Here is a 14485-nt window from a genome sequence, read left to right as displayed (position 1 = left end):
AGCAGGCTTTGACAACGCTGATACTCCTGCAGCGTCGCCGTCGAATTCACGAGGATCTCCGCCAACTACTTTGCCAGCGGTTCGATCGTTAGCTTCTGCATCTTGTCGCCGCGGCGAATGGCGTCGAGCGTTTCGAAACCGTCGGTCATTTCGCCGAAGACGGTATATTGGCCGTCGAGAAAACGCGCGTCGCCCAAGCAAATGTAGAACTGCGATCCGGCACTGTCGGGATTCGACGCACGGGCCATTGCCAGCGTTCCGCGCACGTGCGGGCGCGAGTTGAACTCTGCTTTCAAACGATAGCCGGGACCGCCCGTTCCATCCCCGTCGGGATCGCCGCCTTGGATGACGAAACCCGGTTCCACGCGGTGGAACGCCAGGCCGTCGTAAAAGCCGTTCTCAACGAGTTTTAAAAACGCCGCCGCGTGCATCGGCGCGTCGTCGGGAAAGAGCCGCAGGACGATGTCGCCCTTGTCGGTCGCGATGCGAACCTGCGAATTTACGGCATTTTCTTTATATTTTGGCAGTTCGTCGGCTTGCGGTAGCGTAGGCATCCGATGGCCTTCGCAACGGGCATCCGAAAGCCTCGTCACCTGCTAGCAAGGCGAGCTTCTGAGCGCGCGTCAGGGTTTTAAAGCGCGCTTCGTGCGACCGCGCGAGGTCGTAGGTACCGGGATACCACCACACCAGCAGCTCAATGGGCAGGCGGCTACGCGTGTACCGTGAGGCCTTGCCTTGCTGGTGTGCGGCCAATCGGCGCGCCAAATTCGTGGTCGCACCCGTGTAAAGCGACCCGTCGCCGCACGTCAATATGTAAACGGCAGGTCGCTCCTTCGGTTTGGCCGGCACCACTTGCGGTAGAATCTCAGCGTCCGTCATGAGCATGAAAACCCACAACGGCAAAGTTCATACCCCAGCCTCCTTCAGCCTCCAACTGAGGATTCCGCCGTTACCGCGCTACGTTCGATCGGCGCGCGGCGCGCTTCACGCATTCGGTACGTACCACCACATCGCGCCGCGCGACCTCGAGAACTTGACGTTTGCCCTCGGCGAAGCGCTCGCAAATGCCATCGAGCACGCACACACGCAGAACGATATTGCGGTAGGTTTCCAAATCGACGACTCCGCGGTCGTCGCGACCGTGAGCGACCAGGGTCGCGGTTTGGCCGATCCGCCGCCCAGCACCGCCGACATGCCGCGGGAGCTGACCGAAACGGGGCGCGGCTTTGCGATCATGCAGCGCTGCACCGATTTCTTCGATGTGCGTTCGACCCCAGGCGAAGGGACGATCGTTACGATGGGCCGGTACCGCCGGCGTTGAAGCAGCGAGGCATGCGCCTCTGCCTTCTTCTCATCGCCGCTCTCACGCTTGGAGCGGCCTCGCCGGCGCCTTACGCGCCGATCGCCTCGATGGTCGGCGCCGTCGATCCGGCTCGGCTGCAGCAGACCGATACGACCTTGGTCAACTTCGGCACCCGCAACGATTTTTCCGAGCGCGCGTCGACGTCGACGCACGGCATCTTCGCCGCTCGCGACTGGATCGTCGCGCAGTTTCGCAGCATCGCTGCCGCAACCGGCGGACGGATGACCGTCGACCTCGACAACTACGAGCAGCCTCAAACGAAGCGTACGCCGCGCGCCGTGCTCGAATCCAGCGTGATCGCGACCTTGCGCGGAAGCGAGCCGGGGCGCATCTACGTGATGTCGAGCCACTACGACGACTGCAACGGCCGTTGCACCGATGGTAGCGGTGTGGCGCCGGGTGCCGACGACAATGGCTCGGGCGTTTCGGCCGTCCTAGAAGCGGCACGCGTCATGGCCGCGACGCCGTTTAAAGGCACGATCGTCTTTGCGTGTTTCGACGGTGAAGAACTCGGACTGTGGGGATCGGACCATTACGCCCGCGAGCTCGCGGCGCGTCACGCGCCGGTGCTGGCCGTGCTCAACAACGACATCATCGGGAACTCGACCGGCGGAGACGGAAGCCACGAGCCCGGCGTCATTCGCGTCTTCAGCCAGGCCTTGCCCGCGGGATCTTCGATGGAGCGCGTCGATCTCGTCGGCTCCGAAAACGACTCACCGTCGAGGGAGCTGTCGCGCTTCGTCGCCGAGACGGTTCCCGCATACGTGCCGGGGTTTGAGGTCCGCCAAATCTACCGAGCCGATCGCTTTCTGCGCGGCGGCGATCAGGAATCGTTTCAAGACGCCGGCTACGCTGCGGCCATTCGCTTCGTAGAGGCGCACGAGAACTTCACGCACCAGCACCAAGACGTACGAATGCAGGACGGCGTTCAATACGGCGATCTGCCGCAGTACAACGACTGGCAGTATCTCGCGCGGGCGACCCAGGCAAACGTCGCCGCGCTCGCCGCGCTAGCTCTAGGACCCGCACCCCCGGGCAACGTGCAGCTCCTCACCAAACGCTTGGGGTACGACTCGACGCTGCGCTGGACCGCCGCTGCCGATGCCGCATCGTACGAAATCGTTTGGCGCGCGACCGATGCCGCACGATGGGACGAGGTCAAAGACGTCGGCAACGTGACCGAAGCGACGGTCCCGGTGAGTAAGGACGATTTCATCCTGGGCGTACGCAGCGTGGACCCCAACGGGTTGCGCAGCCCTGCCGTCTATCCCGTCGCCGCTCGGGACTAGGCCGTCCGATCGATGTGCTGCGTCCCGCAGTAATAGCTGGAGATCATCTGCGGAAGCAGCGCGGCCGCGTTGTAGCCCAGCGCGCGAACGATCAAACACGCTTCGATTCGCTCGCGCGGATTAGGCTCGCAAAACACGAACGTCGCGAAGGTTTTCGGCCCGGAAAAGCTGGCGCGTAGCGCGCGGGCAAAGATCCGCGACGAACGTGCGCCGTAGCGTGCCACGAACTGCTTGATTTTGGGTCCTTGGCGGCGAATCGCCTCGAGCTCCGGCGCGGTCATCACATGCCCTTACCCGCGCGCGCGATTTTCATCCGTACCAGCCGGAGGGCTGCAGCAGAAGCTGTCAAAAGGATGCTCGTAGCAGCAGCTTGCGGGAGACTCCCATTGAAAAGGGACCAATTCGGGTTTGTTTCCAACGTGCTCGACGCGGTCCATCGGATCGTCGGTTTCGTGCTCGGCTTCGCAATCGTGCTGTGCCTTCTCTACTTTGCCGTCTCGTTCGTTCACACGCCCCGGGTCGCGGAGTTTGCCGGCATCGCGCAGCTGCACCGTTTCGGCGATCCGCTGATGACCCGCGCAGCCGGTGCCTTGCACGTACCCGCAGCCAAGCGTTACGTGCCGCTGGTCCTGGCACTCGTGTTCTACCTTCTGATCGTGGCCCTCGATCGGGTTTTTGCGCTCATCCATCGCGAGCTCTGGGCACGCGCCCCGTTACCGGCGGCGCAAAAGAGCGTCTTAGCAGCCGACTCGGAAGAAGCGCGCGAGGAGCTCGTCAGAAAGTATCGCGAGATCGAACAGGCGCTCAACGATGCCAAACGTAAGCGCTGCACGTTCCTTTCGATCGACGTCGTGGGTTCCACGCAAATGAAGGACGGCGAGAGCGACATCGATATCACCGCGACGTTTAAAGCGTACGAGGATCTCCTCAAGCGCACGTTCCTGGTCAATCGCGCCTGGAAGCAGGCGTGGACGCCCGACGGCGTGATGATTTGCTTCGTCGACCGCGACAAGGCGCTGGCGTCCGCGAAGAGTATCCTCGAGAAGCTCGATCCGTTCAACCGCCGCGACAACAAGCTCAAGACGCCGTTTCAAGTTCGCTGCGGCATGAACGAAGGCGACGTCGCGATCTTCGAAGATACCAACCTCGAAAAAGTCGTCGACCACATCATCGACGTCGCCGGACACATGCAGAAGCACGCGGCGCCGGACACGCTGTGGATGAGCGAAGAGCTGTATAACGCGCTCGACGACCGATCCGGTTTCGGGCCGGCCGACGCCGAAGTCGACGGGCTCACGGCGTACGCTTGGAAGGCGCCCGTCACCGCCGCCTAACCGGTGCGCCTTACCGAGCCTCTTGTAGCGTTCGTTCGCGGATCGGCCCGTTCGGGAACGACCCTGCTTTCCGACATCATGAACGAGAATCCGGAGATCGCGATTCTGGTCGAGCAGCCGTTAGGGGACCTCGCTCACGGAATCGCCGGGATCTTTTGGTTCGAAAAACACCGCGACGAGCAGCGCGAGACGATCGCGGCGCGCAGCCGTAAGGCCTCAAAGAAGCACGGCGCGAAGCACTACGATCCGATTGAGAATCCCGATCGCATGCGGTATCCGCGACGCTATCCGATGCGCGACCGCTTTGCCCACATCGTCGCGGCGATCGTCGGCGCGTCGCTCGAAAAGCCGGCGGCGCGGATCATCGGCTCCAAAACGCCGGGACACTGGAACGATTACGAGCTGCGCATCGTCCAAGAGCTGTTCGAACAGGTTCGCTACGTCTTCATCGTGCGCAACCCGCTCGATACGATAAACTCGATCGTCAATCGCCGAAACGCCGCGCGCGAAGGCCGCGATTTGTGGCCCGACAAGCCGATCGCCGAAGCGATCTCCCGGTATCGCGAAGGGGTCTGCTTACTGCTGTCGTGCGCGTCGAGCTATCCGGAGCACACGTACGTCATCCGGTACGACGACCTCATCGACGACACCGATCGAACGCTCCAAGGATTAGGACGCTTTCTCGGCGTCGAGCTCCGCGACACGAGCGGGCTGGTGCGGCCGTCGCGTCCGGCGGAAAACGTGCTCTCGCACGCCGAAGACGCCGCGGTTCGCTCTGCCCTCGGCGACGCCATCGATACGTGGCGGAGCAAACGGCTCACCGGTCCTGTCGGCGTCGTCGAAACTCAGCTCGATGACTGCATCGACGTTGCGCGTCCGGGCAAGGAGTACCGGTTCGACGCACCGGTGGGCGAACGCGGCGTTTTGGGATCGGGCTGGTCGGGCGCCCAGCCGAAAGGAATCTGGAGCGACGCCGCCGTTTCCGACGTTTTCTTCCGCGTGCCCGCCGGCGGCGAGTATTTGGTGACCGTCCGGTTCTCGGCGAGCGCCGCTTCAAAACGCGAGCCGATGACGTTCCACACCTCGCTTGCGAACGACGAGCGCGCGCACACGTTGCGCAAGGGAGGCGCCGGACAAATCGTGCTGGGACCTCTCCGTCTTGAGGGCGGACGCGCGCACCGGTTGCGCTTTTCGTTTGGCGAGCTGCAATCGGCAAAAGGGTTGCTGCTGCGGCGGCTCCGCGTCGACGCGCGTTGACTCGATGCCGCTACGCAATCGGGTGACGCCCTTCGGCGACGTCGTCGCGCTGCCCGGAACGGGAACGCTGACCGGTAACCGCGGTATTTTGATCGACGAACGGCGTCGTATCGTGCGGGGCTGGCAGACGAAGCGCTGGATCGCGTGCCGGCTGTCGTATAAGGGCATTCGCCGCAAGGTCATGCAGCCGCACGCTTGGACCGAGCTTTTCTTCTTGGATGAGGCGGCCGCCCTGGCGGCCGGTCATCGCCCCTGCGCCGAGTGCCGGCGCGACGACTACCGGCGTTTTCGCGATCTGTGGCAGCGTCACGTTTCGGCGGACGCGAGCGCGGACGCTATGGATGCCGTGCTGCATCGCCAGCGAGTCGAGGGGCGCGCCAAGCGCACGTACCGCGACGCCGCAGCATCGCTTCCCGACGGAACCTTCGTCGCGATCGACGACGCTGCGTGGCTGGTACACGGAAAGAACCTTTACGCGTGGTCGGATGCGGGGTACGCGTCGCGCCGAGCATTGCCGCACGGCCACGTCGACGTGTTGACGCCCCCTGCGATCGTTACGATATTACTCTCGGGATACGAACCGGCGATCCATCCCAGCGTTAGCGCTCTATAACGAGAGCGACGAGCCGATCGCGTCGAGCGTTTCGTCGACGTCGGCCGCGGTATGCGCGGTCGACACGAACATGACCTCGTTTTGCGACGGCGGGAGCAGAACGCCGCGTTCGAGCATCGCGTGATAGTAGCCGGCGTAGCGCGATTTGTCCGCCGAAAGCGCGTCGTCGTAGTTGCGGTTCGGCGTGCCGGCACGGAACTTGAAGTCGACGATCGATTCGTGCTGCACGACGGTATACGGCAGTTCGCGCTCGGCAAAGATGCGGCGGATTCCGTTGGCCAAACGCTTCGCCAGCGCATCCATGTACGGATAGTATTCCGGATGCGCCTCGAGCAAGTCGATCACGCGATGCGCCATCGCAACGCAAAACGGATTCCCGGCGTGCGTTCCGCCGGTGAACGTGCTCCCGGTTGGCGCCAGCACGGCCATGACGTCTTCACGCCCGCCGAAGGCAGCGATCGGCGCGCCTCCGCCCATGATTTTTCCGATCGCGGTCACGTCGGGCACGATCTCCAGACGTTCTTGCGCGCCGCGCAAACCAAAGCGCAGCCACGTGATCACTTCGTCGAAAACCAGGAGAGCGCCGTAGCGCGCAGCGCGCTCGCGCAGACCTTCCAAGAAGCCCGGCTGCGGCGCAACGTACCCCATGTTACCAACGATCGGCTCAACGACGATCGCAGCGAGTTCTTTCTCGCGCCCGCGCAAGAACGCGTCGACCGATGCGAGGTCGTTGTACCGCGCGACGGCAACGTCGCGCATCACACCGTCGGGGATGCCGCTCGCCGCGCCGTCGGGCGTATGCGCCGACGCGCCGGCGTTGAGAAGCGCGAGATCGAAATGCCCGTGGTAGTTGCCGGCAAACTTGAGAACCAGCGTACGGCGCGTAAACGCTCGCGCCGCGCGGATCGCGCTCATCATCGCTTCGGTACCGGTGGTGACGAAGCGCAGGCGCTCCATCGACGGCAGGTAGGCGCGAATGCGCTCGGCCAGCCGGACTTCTTCGGGATGCGTCGAGCCCCAAACGAAACCGCTTCGAGCGATATCGTCGAGTCCGGTGACGAGCGCCGGATGCGTGTGTCCGAAGAGCAGTGGTCCGTAAGCCATCACGTAATCGACGTAACGGCGTCCCTCTTCGTCGTACGCGTACGCTCCTTGCGCCCGGCTCTGTACGAACATGGAGCCGCCGACGCCCCATCCGGAGCGAACCGGCGAATCGCATCCGCCGGCGAGCACGTCGAGCGCACGCTCCGCCGCCGATCGATCGCGAATCACTTGATTGCCGGCAGCGCTTTCTCGACGTCGAACGGGATCGGGACTGCGCCGTCGGCAATGGCCTGCACGTTGCCGGCCCATACCGCGTCGTCTTGTGCGCCCTCGGGAGGCTGCACCGCAAAACGCGGCTTGCCGAGCTCGCGGGCAAAGCGCATAGCGTGCATCGCACCGCCGTCGATTTCACTGCATACCAAGACGACCGCGCGCGCATGTTGGGCCTGCAAGCGGTCGCGCTCGATCAGCCCTTCGGGCGAAACTGGTTCGTGCCGTTCGCGCAAGGTCGCGACCGCGCCGCCGTGCTCGATGATCGCCCGCTCGAGTTCTTCATTTTCCGGCGGATCGGTGCAGCCGAAGCCGTATCCGACAAAAGCCACAGTCGGCGTGCCCGCGGCGAGCGCTCCGCGATGCGCCATCGAGTCGATCCCCATCGCCAAGCCCGCGATCACGGGTTCGCCGACACGGCGCGCGATCTCAAACGCAAACACGCCGGCTTCGTCGGGAGGCGTGCGGCTGCCGATAATAGCGATTCCACCTTCGGGAAGACGGCCGAGCACATGCATGGTGATGATGGTATTCGGGGCTCGGCGTTGAATACCGTCGCGATGCCCCATATCGAGATCGAGGTCGGCCCGCAAACCAACATCAAGGAACTCGTCGCCGCGCTGCCCATCGCGGCCGAGGTGATGACCGCGTTCGGCTTGGGCTGCAGCGGCTGCGGCGTGAGCAAATACGAAACCATCGAGCAGGGCGCCGCCGCGCACGGCTTGCGCGTCGAACCAATCGTTGCCGCGCTCAAGCAGGCACGCCTTTCCGGCTTCGTTCCGATGATCGACAAAGAAGATCGCCGCCCCAATCGTCGCGCTCCCGGTGAGTTTGCAGGACGTGCGAAGATCGCACACGTGGTTCCGATCATGTCGGGTAAGGGCGGCGTCGGAAAGTCGCTCGTGACCGCGTTGATCGCTATTGGATTGCGGCGAAGACATTTGCGCGTCGGCATTCTCGACGCGGACATCACCGGACCGTCGATTCCAAAGCTTTTTGGCTTGCACACCCCGCTGCTCATCGAAGCGGATCCGGTCAAGAAGACGCCGCAAGGACAATCGCAACCGCTCATGGTGCCGGCGGTATCGCGCAGCGCGATCGAAATCGTCAGCTCGAATCTTCTCACCGACAAGGAAGACACCGCAATGGTGTGGCGCGGCCCGATCGTGTCGGGTGTGATCCGCCAGTTTTACGAACAAGTGGTCTGGAGCGAGCTCGACTATCTCTTGATCGATCTTCCGCCCGGAACGTCGGACGCGCCGTTGACGGTGCTGCAGTCGCTATCGATTGACGGCGTCGTGCTGGTCACGATGCCGCAGGCCCTGGCGACGATGATCGTTCGCAAAGCCGCCAACTTGGTGCACCAGCTCAAGAAGCCCGTTATCGGCGTCGTCGAGAACATGTCGTACTTCGTCGCTCCCGATACCGGCACGCGCTACGAAATCTTCGGACCGTCCTATGCCGATCGCGTCGCGGAACTGGCGCAGGCGCCGGTTTTAGCACGCATCCCCATCGATCCCGAGAAGGCCCGTCTCGCCGACGAAGGACGCGTCGAGGAAATCGACGATCCGATCTGCGACGAGCTGGCCGGCCATCTCATCGAGGCGATCGCCGCGCATCCCAAGCCGAAGGAGACCATCTCGATCATCTAGGGAGCTCCTCACCTCGTGGACGCTTATCGGACGGTGCCGATGGCATAGTAGCCGCATGAAGCGCTTATCGGTCGGCGCCGTCACGGCGCTCGCAGCCATCGTTCTCTCGGCCTGCTCGGCGGGCTCGTCGGGCGCCCCTTCGAGCGGCGGCGATTTCCTCACCGACGGAAACGCGGTACTGCACGCGCTCGACGCGGTCGCCGAAAGGTCGGGTACGCCGCTGCGCGTTACGACGATCAGCGCCGACGGCGTAAGTGGGTTGAGCGTCGACGTTCAGGAGCCCAAGAATCACATCAACGTCGATCGCTACCTCATCGCGTCCAACGGTTCGATCGCGGGTCCGACGCCGGTCAAGCTCATGTCGCTCGACGGGGGCCCCGTTACCGCCGCGTCAGTCGACGTTCAGGCCTTCGATCCAAAGAAAATCGGTTTCGTGCGGCTGTCCGCGACCGTGAAAGAAGCGATCGCAAAATCACATTATTCCGACGCGCACGTCAATCAGTGGGAAATTAGCGGTCTGGGCAGAGACGACCGGCGGTACCTCTACCTTGAGTCCGAGCGAGCGAGGCCCGTCGCAATTTTACGGCCCGATCTGACGATTGCCGACATGCGCTACTGACGACGCGGGTAAAACTCGGCCATGGCACGCAAGTACTGGTCGAACAAAGTCACCCATGAGAGCAATGCTCTCGACTTGGAACCCGCCGTTTTCAAACACGACGATCCCAAGGCCATCGCGCGCTCGCTCAAACGATCGGCAGAGCACAGCAAACGGCGCAAGAGCAGTCCCTACCGTTCGGCCATGTCGATGCTGACGTTCTACATCAATCGCGCCGGAAAAAATCTGCCGAAGGAGCGACTGAAGGTGCTCGAGCGGGCCAAGGACGCGCTCCGCGCGGAGTTCGGGCGAGCGTAAGCGAAATCGAGCCAAGTGAAGGCTCGACTCGAATCGCTCGTTGCCGTCTGCGCGCTGCTGGTGGCCACCATCGCCGCCGCCGCGGCCGCGTATCAGACGTACGTCATCAACGAGCAGTTCAGCGCGACGGTATGGCCCTACCTAAGCTTCGATTCAAGTAACGATGCGTCGGGGTCGTCCTTCGAGTTCGGATTACGTAACGTAGGACTCGGTCCGGCCATCGTTCGAAGCACGATCGTCTCGGTTAACGGTCAGCCTATGGGCCCCGGCACCACCGGCAACGCGATTCACACCGCGGTTGAACCGGCCTTGGAAAGCGCGAGGGCCGCGGAGCGACGGCGCCACCAGCACGGCTTGGTGCACGCGACGACCTCCTCGCTCGGTCCCGGCGACGTCGTTCCCGCCGGTTCGTCGATGCTGCTCCTTCGCGTTGCAGGTCCCGACATCTACCCGAAGGTCATGGCAATGAGCCCGCACGTCGACATATCGATTTGCTACTGCTCGGTGCTCGGCCGGTGCTGGACGCGACGCCTCAAAGATCCCGTACCGGAACCGCGCGACGTTCGCTATTGTCCGTTGCCGAAATAATGACGGCGCGACGCTTTCTCGCGATGCTCGCGCTTGCCGCTCTCGCAGCGTGCGGAAGCGGCGGCCTGACCGCGACGTCCGCCCCGCACGCTGGGACCGACGCGAACGCACCGGCGCTAACGTACGGCACGTACGCCTGGAATGTGGCCGAAGTAACGTCACGCTGGAAACGTGGAACGCTGTGGACCTTCGCTGCCGCAATCCACGTGAACGACTTTTTGCTTGGATTCACCGACGCGAACATCGCAAAATACTCGCGAAAGGACGGCACGGCCCAGATGAACGCGATGATCGCCGAAGGCAAGAAGCACGGCGTCGCGTTCGAGCTGCTCCTCGGCGACCCGAGCTGGATCGTTCCGTCGGGGGTTCCCAAGCTGGTGCGCATACTGCATCGTTTGGCCGCGGTGCATTTCGCCGGCGTCAACCTCGATTTGGAACCCAACGAGGTGACCGGACTGCCGATACGGACGGTCATCATGGATCTCGTGGACGCGATGCCGCGATACCTGACGGCAAGCTCGTGGCCGGTGACCCTCGACGCGAACTGGATCTACATGAACGACGGAAATAGGTTCAACGGTGGAATCTGCTATCCGTGCGGTCTCGAAGCCGCAAGCGTTAAACGCATCGCGTTATTGGTGTATATCTCGGACCCCAAGACGGTGTACGCGGTCTGCGCACCGATTCTCAAGCACTATCCAAACTTCAGCTTTACGATCGGTCAAAGCGTCGAACCGCCGAAAGTTCTACCGAAACGAGACTCGTACTGGCACGATGGGTTTGCCGCGTTTTACGCCGATATGCAGAGGCTCGACGGAAACATGCACGCTTTGCGCGACTATACCGGTTTAACCATCGAGTCGCTGCAATATCTGCAGACGATGCCGTCATGACGCGCTATACGCGACTTCTCCGTCCTTCCACGTAGCCAAAACTTTGCACGACGTAAAATCGTCGATTTCCAGCGGATCGCGATCGAGTACGACCAGGTCGGCGGCCAGACCCGGCGCGAGATTTCCCGTCTCGTTTTCCGCGTAACCGAGGCAAGCGGCATTGATCGTGTAGATCGCGAGCGCGCGGTTTGCCGATAGGCGCTCCGAGGGCTCGTGATGCTCGATAATCGCCTGCATTCCGGCAAGCGGATCGAGAGCGCACACCGGACTGTCGTCGCCGCCGCACACCAAAGCGCCGGCGCGTTCGATGCGGCCGAACGCATTCATCGTGCGCTTACGTGCGTTGCCGAGCCGGACGTCGTACATGCCGCCCTCGTTGGCCCACAACGCGTCGAACTGCGGCTGCATCGAGAGCGCGATCTCCATGCGCGCGCAGGCCTCGATCTGCTCGTCGGTTGCGATTTCGAAATGTTCGATGAAGTGCCGGCATCCGCGCGACGACGGCTTTGCGCCCAGCACGCGCTCCCAAACGCGCAGCGCCTGTTCGATGGCCGCATCGCCGATCGCGTGCACGCCGGCCGCGATTCCCAGCGCTTCGGCTTGCGAATAATAGCCCAGCAGCTCGTCGTCGGAAAATCGTAGGGCGCCACTGGTCGGAGCGTCGGCGTACGGATGCACGAGCGCAGCGGTGCGGCTGCCGATCGACCCGTCGAGAAAGACGTCGCCGCCGACGTACGGCAGTCCGAGTTCGTGGGCCAGCGCGGCGTCGGGCTCGCAAATCTTCGGATGAATCTTGGCCGGCAGGGCGCGCATCGCTTCGACTTCGGCGGCGTACTGCTCGCGAGCGAAACCGACGAGCTGGGCGTGCAAGTGCAGCGCGCCGCGCGACAGCGCCAGATCGACCGCGCGACGTTCGGCGTCGCGTCGAGTTGCCAACGGAATCTGCGCGAGAAAGGCGGCTTGCGCGCGCCAGTTCGCTGCGAGGAAGAGCTTGCCCGTCGGGCGCCCTTCACCGTCGCGCTCGATGCCTTCGATGTCGCCGGACAAATCGAGCCATTCCAGCGTCCGTCGGTTGACGATGCAGGAGTGACCGTCGATGCGTGAGAGCAGCGCGCGCGCTCCGCCGTGGAACCGCTCCAGCGGCGCGGCATCGGCGACACGGCCGTCGCGCCACGTGCTTTCGTCATACTGGCCGCCCAACACGATGCCGTTTTCGTTAGGAATGCGTTCCACCCCGCGCACGAAATCGTCGTAGGAGCGCCTGCTCCCCAGATCGCGATCGCCGAGGAAGTAGCCCGTGTCGGTGAGATGGACGTGACAGTCGGCGAACGCGGGAAAGACGACGGCGCCGTTGAGATCGATCAGTTCGACGCCGATGCCTCGCGGCGTTTCGTCAAGCGCGGCGATGCGGCCGCCGTCGATCAGCAGCGAATCGTACGGAACGAACTGACCGGTCGCCGTGTCGAAAGAGTAGAATCGCCCGTTGAGCAGAAGCTTCACGCGCTGATTCTATGACGCGAACGTTGCAAAAGCTTCTTCTCGGGCTGGGAGCCGGGGTTTCGGCCGGGTATTTTGCGGTTCGCACGTGGGAGGCGGTGCGGCAGTGGCACGATCCGCCGGCGCCGCTGGAAAAAGACGCAGCTGCCTACGCGCGGACGCGACGACGCTTGGAAGTCGCCGAGACGGTTCGCGGCATTGCCGGAGCCGTCGCCTTCGCGTACGGGCCCGTCGGCGAAGCGCTCGACGAGGCGACCCTCGATGCGCCGCCGTGGCTGCGCCCGGCGCTCTTGGTCGGTCCGGCCGTCTTAGCGTCGGCGGCGCTCGATCTTCCCGTTTCTTTCGTGCAAGATTACGCGCTCGAACGGCGCTACGGTTTGAGCGAACAATCGCGCGCGTCGTGGCTCGTCGATTACGCCAAGAGCGCCGCTCTTTCGACCGGTTTGACGGTCTTCGTCACGTCGCTTTTCGGCGTCGCCGTCCGTCACGCACCGCGGTGGTGGCCGCTGATCGCCAGCCTCGGCACCCTTCCGCTGTTCGTGCTGGGAAACCTGATCGTTCCGCTCTACGTCATGCCGTTGTTCAACGAGTTCTCGCCCGTCACGGGGTCGCTCGAACGGCGGCTGCGCGCGCTGGCGTCGCGCTATGGGGTCGGCGACGCCGAGATTTTGCGCATGAACATGAGCAAGCAAACGCGCAAGGCCAACGCCTTCGTCACCGGCATCGGAAACACGCATCGCATCGTGCTCGGCGACACGCTCATCGACAACTTCCCCGAAGACGAGATCGAGTTCGTCGTGGCGCACGAACTCGGGCATTACGTGAGTAAGGATACTTGGCGCCTCATTTTCGCCGGCGAGGCGCTCTCCGCGCTGCTTTTCGTCATCGCGCAGCGCTCCACACCGCGCAACGAGCGCGAAGAGCTGCGTAAACGCGCGCTGCTCTTGGTTCGGTTCTACGCGGTGATGATGGTCGCGACGCAGCTGCTGCGGCCTTTTCTGTTTGGATTCTCGCGTTCGCGGGAGTGGGCCGCCGATCGCTTCGCCCTCGAAACTACGCGCGACGCGCCAACCGGCGCATCGGCGTTTCGCCGTTTACGCGATCAAAATCTTGCCGAAGAGGATCCGCCGGCGTGGTACGAGTTCTTCTTCGCGTCCCATCCGTCGCTCAAAAAGCGCATCGCCGCGCTCGACGGCGCTAATGAAATGCCGGCAAGCTCGGTTTGATCACCATGATGACCAGCGCCAATAGCGGGGCGACGGTCGCAATCGTTCCATAGAGGTTCCACTGGCGCGATACGGCTTCGTATTGCTCCCGCTCTTGCGCGGTTTGTAAGCCGGCCTGCGCGATCTTCAACAACTCGCGCTGAGCGCGGGCTATCGGTGCGAACGCGATACCCGAAATGACGAACAGCCCGAGACCCCACAGAATCCAGCCTGTCCCGAGTATCGAGTAATGACCGACGCCCGCGGTTGCCATACCGGCGAGAAACAGCACGATCACGCCCGGGATCGTGAAGATGCGATCGGCGCGCATGATGCCGTCGATCGTGTGCGCCATCACGGCGGCGTTGCCCGTGCGATCGGCGAATGCTTTCCAGAATGGGCCTACGACGATGTTGCCGACGAAGGCGACCACGGCGAGAACGTGGATGGTTTTTAAGGCGAGGTACAGCATAAGATTTCAGCGTTAGCTAGAAGCGCGCGGCGTCCTATGGAGGTACTCGGGTGCTCAAAACGACCCTGAGTCTGGCGGTGATGCTCGCGATC

General features: G+C 63.3%; 17 protein-coding genes. 11 read left to right on the top strand and 6 right to left on the bottom strand.

Annotated elements, in window-relative coordinates; all coding sequences use genetic code 11:
• Positions 1–65: 65 nt before the first annotated feature.
• The gene (locus tag VGG89_09390) at positions 66–554 is read right to left on the bottom strand and encodes a peptidylprolyl isomerase (GenBank protein ID HEY1976746.1); all 489 of its coding nucleotides are present in this window, start codon (positions 552–554) and stop codon (positions 66–68) included.
• Positions 555–877: 323 nt separating this feature from the next.
• Between VGG89_09390 and VGG89_09385 the strand changes: the two genes are divergently transcribed.
• Complete coding sequence (locus VGG89_09385) at positions 878–1321, top strand: ATP-binding protein (GenBank protein HEY1976745.1); 444 nt, start codon at positions 878–880, stop codon at positions 1319–1321.
• A gap of 11 nt (positions 1322–1332) precedes the next feature.
• Positions 1333–2652 (top strand): M20/M25/M40 family metallo-hydrolase, encoded by a 1320-nt coding sequence (locus VGG89_09380; protein ID HEY1976744.1) that lies wholly within the window; start codon positions 1333–1335, stop codon positions 2650–2652.
• Here VGG89_09380 and VGG89_09375 read toward each other — a convergent pair.
• Positions 2649–2936, bottom strand: coding sequence for a hypothetical protein (locus tag VGG89_09375; GenBank protein ID HEY1976743.1), 288 nt, complete (start codon positions 2934–2936; stop codon positions 2649–2651). The genes VGG89_09380 and VGG89_09375 overlap by 4 nt on opposite strands.
• A 135-nt stretch (positions 2937–3071) precedes the next feature.
• Between VGG89_09375 and VGG89_09370 the strand changes: the two genes are divergently transcribed.
• The 3 genes from VGG89_09370 to VGG89_09360 are packed head-to-tail and all read left to right on the top strand — an operon-like array spanning position 3072 to position 5856.
• The gene (locus VGG89_09370) at positions 3072–3986 is read left to right on the top strand and encodes a hypothetical protein (protein HEY1976742.1); all 915 of its coding nucleotides are present in this window, start codon (positions 3072–3074) and stop codon (positions 3984–3986) included.
• Positions 3987–3989: 3 nt separating this feature from the next.
• Positions 3990–5243 carry a sulfotransferase gene (locus VGG89_09365; GenBank protein HEY1976741.1) on the top strand — a complete coding sequence of 418 codons (1254 nt, stop codon included), beginning with the start codon at positions 3990–3992 and terminating at the stop codon, positions 5241–5243.
• A gap of 4 nt (positions 5244–5247) precedes the next feature.
• Entirely contained in the window at positions 5248–5856 is a 609-nt protein-coding gene (locus tag VGG89_09360; protein HEY1976740.1) for a hypothetical protein, read from the top strand.
• On the opposite strand, the gene VGG89_09355 is transcribed toward VGG89_09360, so the two are convergent.
• Both VGG89_09355 and VGG89_09350 read right to left on the bottom strand, forming a co-directional pair.
• A complete protein-coding gene (locus tag VGG89_09355) occupies positions 5851–7128 on the bottom strand; it encodes a glutamate-1-semialdehyde 2,1-aminomutase (protein ID HEY1976739.1) in 1278 nt (425 codons plus the stop codon). The genes VGG89_09360 and VGG89_09355 overlap by 6 nt on opposite strands.
• On the bottom strand, positions 7125–7688 hold the full coding sequence (locus VGG89_09350; protein HEY1976738.1) for a DNA-processing protein DprA: 564 nt from the start codon (positions 7686–7688) through the stop codon (positions 7125–7127). The genes VGG89_09355 and VGG89_09350 overlap by 4 nt, the downstream gene beginning before the upstream one ends.
• Positions 7689–7730: 42 nt before the next feature.
• Here VGG89_09350 and VGG89_09345 point away from each other — a divergent pair, with 42 nt between their 5' ends.
• The 5 genes from VGG89_09345 to VGG89_09325 are packed head-to-tail and all read left to right on the top strand — an operon-like array spanning position 7731 to position 11219.
• Complete coding sequence (locus VGG89_09345; protein HEY1976737.1) at positions 7731–8822, top strand: P-loop NTPase; 1092 nt, start codon at positions 7731–7733, stop codon at positions 8820–8822.
• A 55-nt stretch (positions 8823–8877) separates the two neighbouring features.
• A complete protein-coding gene (locus VGG89_09340) occupies positions 8878–9441 on the top strand; it encodes a hypothetical protein (GenBank protein ID HEY1976736.1) in 564 nt (187 codons plus the stop codon).
• A 21-nt stretch (positions 9442–9462) separates the two neighbouring features.
• Positions 9463–9738 carry a DUF3175 domain-containing protein gene (locus VGG89_09335; protein HEY1976735.1) on the top strand — a complete coding sequence of 92 codons (276 nt, stop codon included), beginning with the start codon at positions 9463–9465 and terminating at the stop codon, positions 9736–9738.
• A 15-nt stretch (positions 9739–9753) separates the two neighbouring features.
• Positions 9754–10326: a hypothetical protein gene (locus VGG89_09330; GenBank protein ID HEY1976734.1), complete on the top strand. Its 573-nt coding sequence runs from the start codon at positions 9754–9756 to the stop codon at positions 10324–10326.
• The gene (locus tag VGG89_09325; protein ID HEY1976733.1) at positions 10326–11219 is read left to right on the top strand and encodes a hypothetical protein; all 894 of its coding nucleotides are present in this window, start codon (positions 10326–10328) and stop codon (positions 11217–11219) included. The genes VGG89_09330 and VGG89_09325 overlap by 1 nt, the downstream gene beginning before the upstream one ends.
• Here the strand turns inward: VGG89_09325 and VGG89_09320 are convergent.
• Positions 11214–12719, bottom strand: coding sequence for an amidohydrolase family protein (locus tag VGG89_09320; GenBank protein HEY1976732.1), 1506 nt, complete (start codon positions 12717–12719; stop codon positions 11214–11216). The genes VGG89_09325 and VGG89_09320 overlap by 6 nt on opposite strands.
• 11 nt (positions 12720–12730) lie before the next feature.
• Between VGG89_09320 and VGG89_09315 the strand changes: the two genes are divergently transcribed.
• Positions 12731–13942 carry a M48 family metallopeptidase gene (locus VGG89_09315; GenBank protein HEY1976731.1) on the top strand — a complete coding sequence of 404 codons (1212 nt, stop codon included), beginning with the start codon at positions 12731–12733 and terminating at the stop codon, positions 13940–13942.
• On the opposite strand, the gene VGG89_09310 is transcribed toward VGG89_09315, so the two are convergent.
• Positions 13914–14393 carry a DUF2269 family protein gene (locus VGG89_09310; protein HEY1976730.1) on the bottom strand — a complete coding sequence of 160 codons (480 nt, stop codon included), beginning with the start codon at positions 14391–14393 and terminating at the stop codon, positions 13914–13916. The two genes, VGG89_09315 and VGG89_09310, sit on opposite strands and share 29 nt — an antisense overlap.
• Between the last annotated feature and the right edge of the window lie 92 nt (positions 14394–14485).

This window comes from Candidatus Baltobacteraceae bacterium (assembly GCA_036488875.1).
In the GTDB taxonomy this organism is placed as follows: domain Bacteria; phylum Vulcanimicrobiota; class Vulcanimicrobiia; order Vulcanimicrobiales; family Vulcanimicrobiaceae; genus JAFAHZ01.
This window is presented reverse-complemented; position numbering and strand designations above follow the sequence as displayed.

Bases quoted from the DNA above. Each gene is read 5' to 3' on its own strand.
- VGG89_09385 (HEY1976745.1), top strand. From the start codon at position 878: ATGAGCATGAAAACCCACAACGGCAAAGTTCATACCCCAGCCTCCTTC.
- VGG89_09390 (HEY1976746.1), bottom strand. From the start codon at position 554: ATGCCTACGCTACCGCAAGCCGACGAACTGCCAAAATATAAAGAAAAT.
- VGG89_09325 (HEY1976733.1), top strand. From the start codon at position 10,326: ATGACGGCGCGACGCTTTCTCGCGATGCTCGCGCTTGCCGCTCTCGCA.
- VGG89_09335 (HEY1976735.1), top strand. From the start codon at position 9,463: ATGGCACGCAAGTACTGGTCGAACAAAGTCACCCATGAGAGCAATGCT.
- VGG89_09310 (HEY1976730.1), bottom strand. From the start codon at position 14,393: ATGCTGTACCTCGCCTTAAAAACCATCCACGTTCTCGCCGTGGTCGCC.
- VGG89_09340 (HEY1976736.1), top strand. From the start codon at position 8,878: ATGAAGCGCTTATCGGTCGGCGCCGTCACGGCGCTCGCAGCCATCGTT.
- VGG89_09350 (HEY1976738.1), bottom strand. From the start codon at position 7,688: ATGCATGTGCTCGGCCGTCTTCCCGAAGGTGGAATCGCTATTATCGGC.
- VGG89_09360 (HEY1976740.1), top strand. From the start codon at position 5,248: ATGCCGCTACGCAATCGGGTGACGCCCTTCGGCGACGTCGTCGCGCTG.
- VGG89_09380 (HEY1976744.1), top strand. From the start codon at position 1,333: ATGCGCCTCTGCCTTCTTCTCATCGCCGCTCTCACGCTTGGAGCGGCC.
- VGG89_09345 (HEY1976737.1), top strand. From the start codon at position 7,731: ATGCCCCATATCGAGATCGAGGTCGGCCCGCAAACCAACATCAAGGAA.
- VGG89_09315 (HEY1976731.1), top strand. From the start codon at position 12,731: ATGACGCGAACGTTGCAAAAGCTTCTTCTCGGGCTGGGAGCCGGGGTT.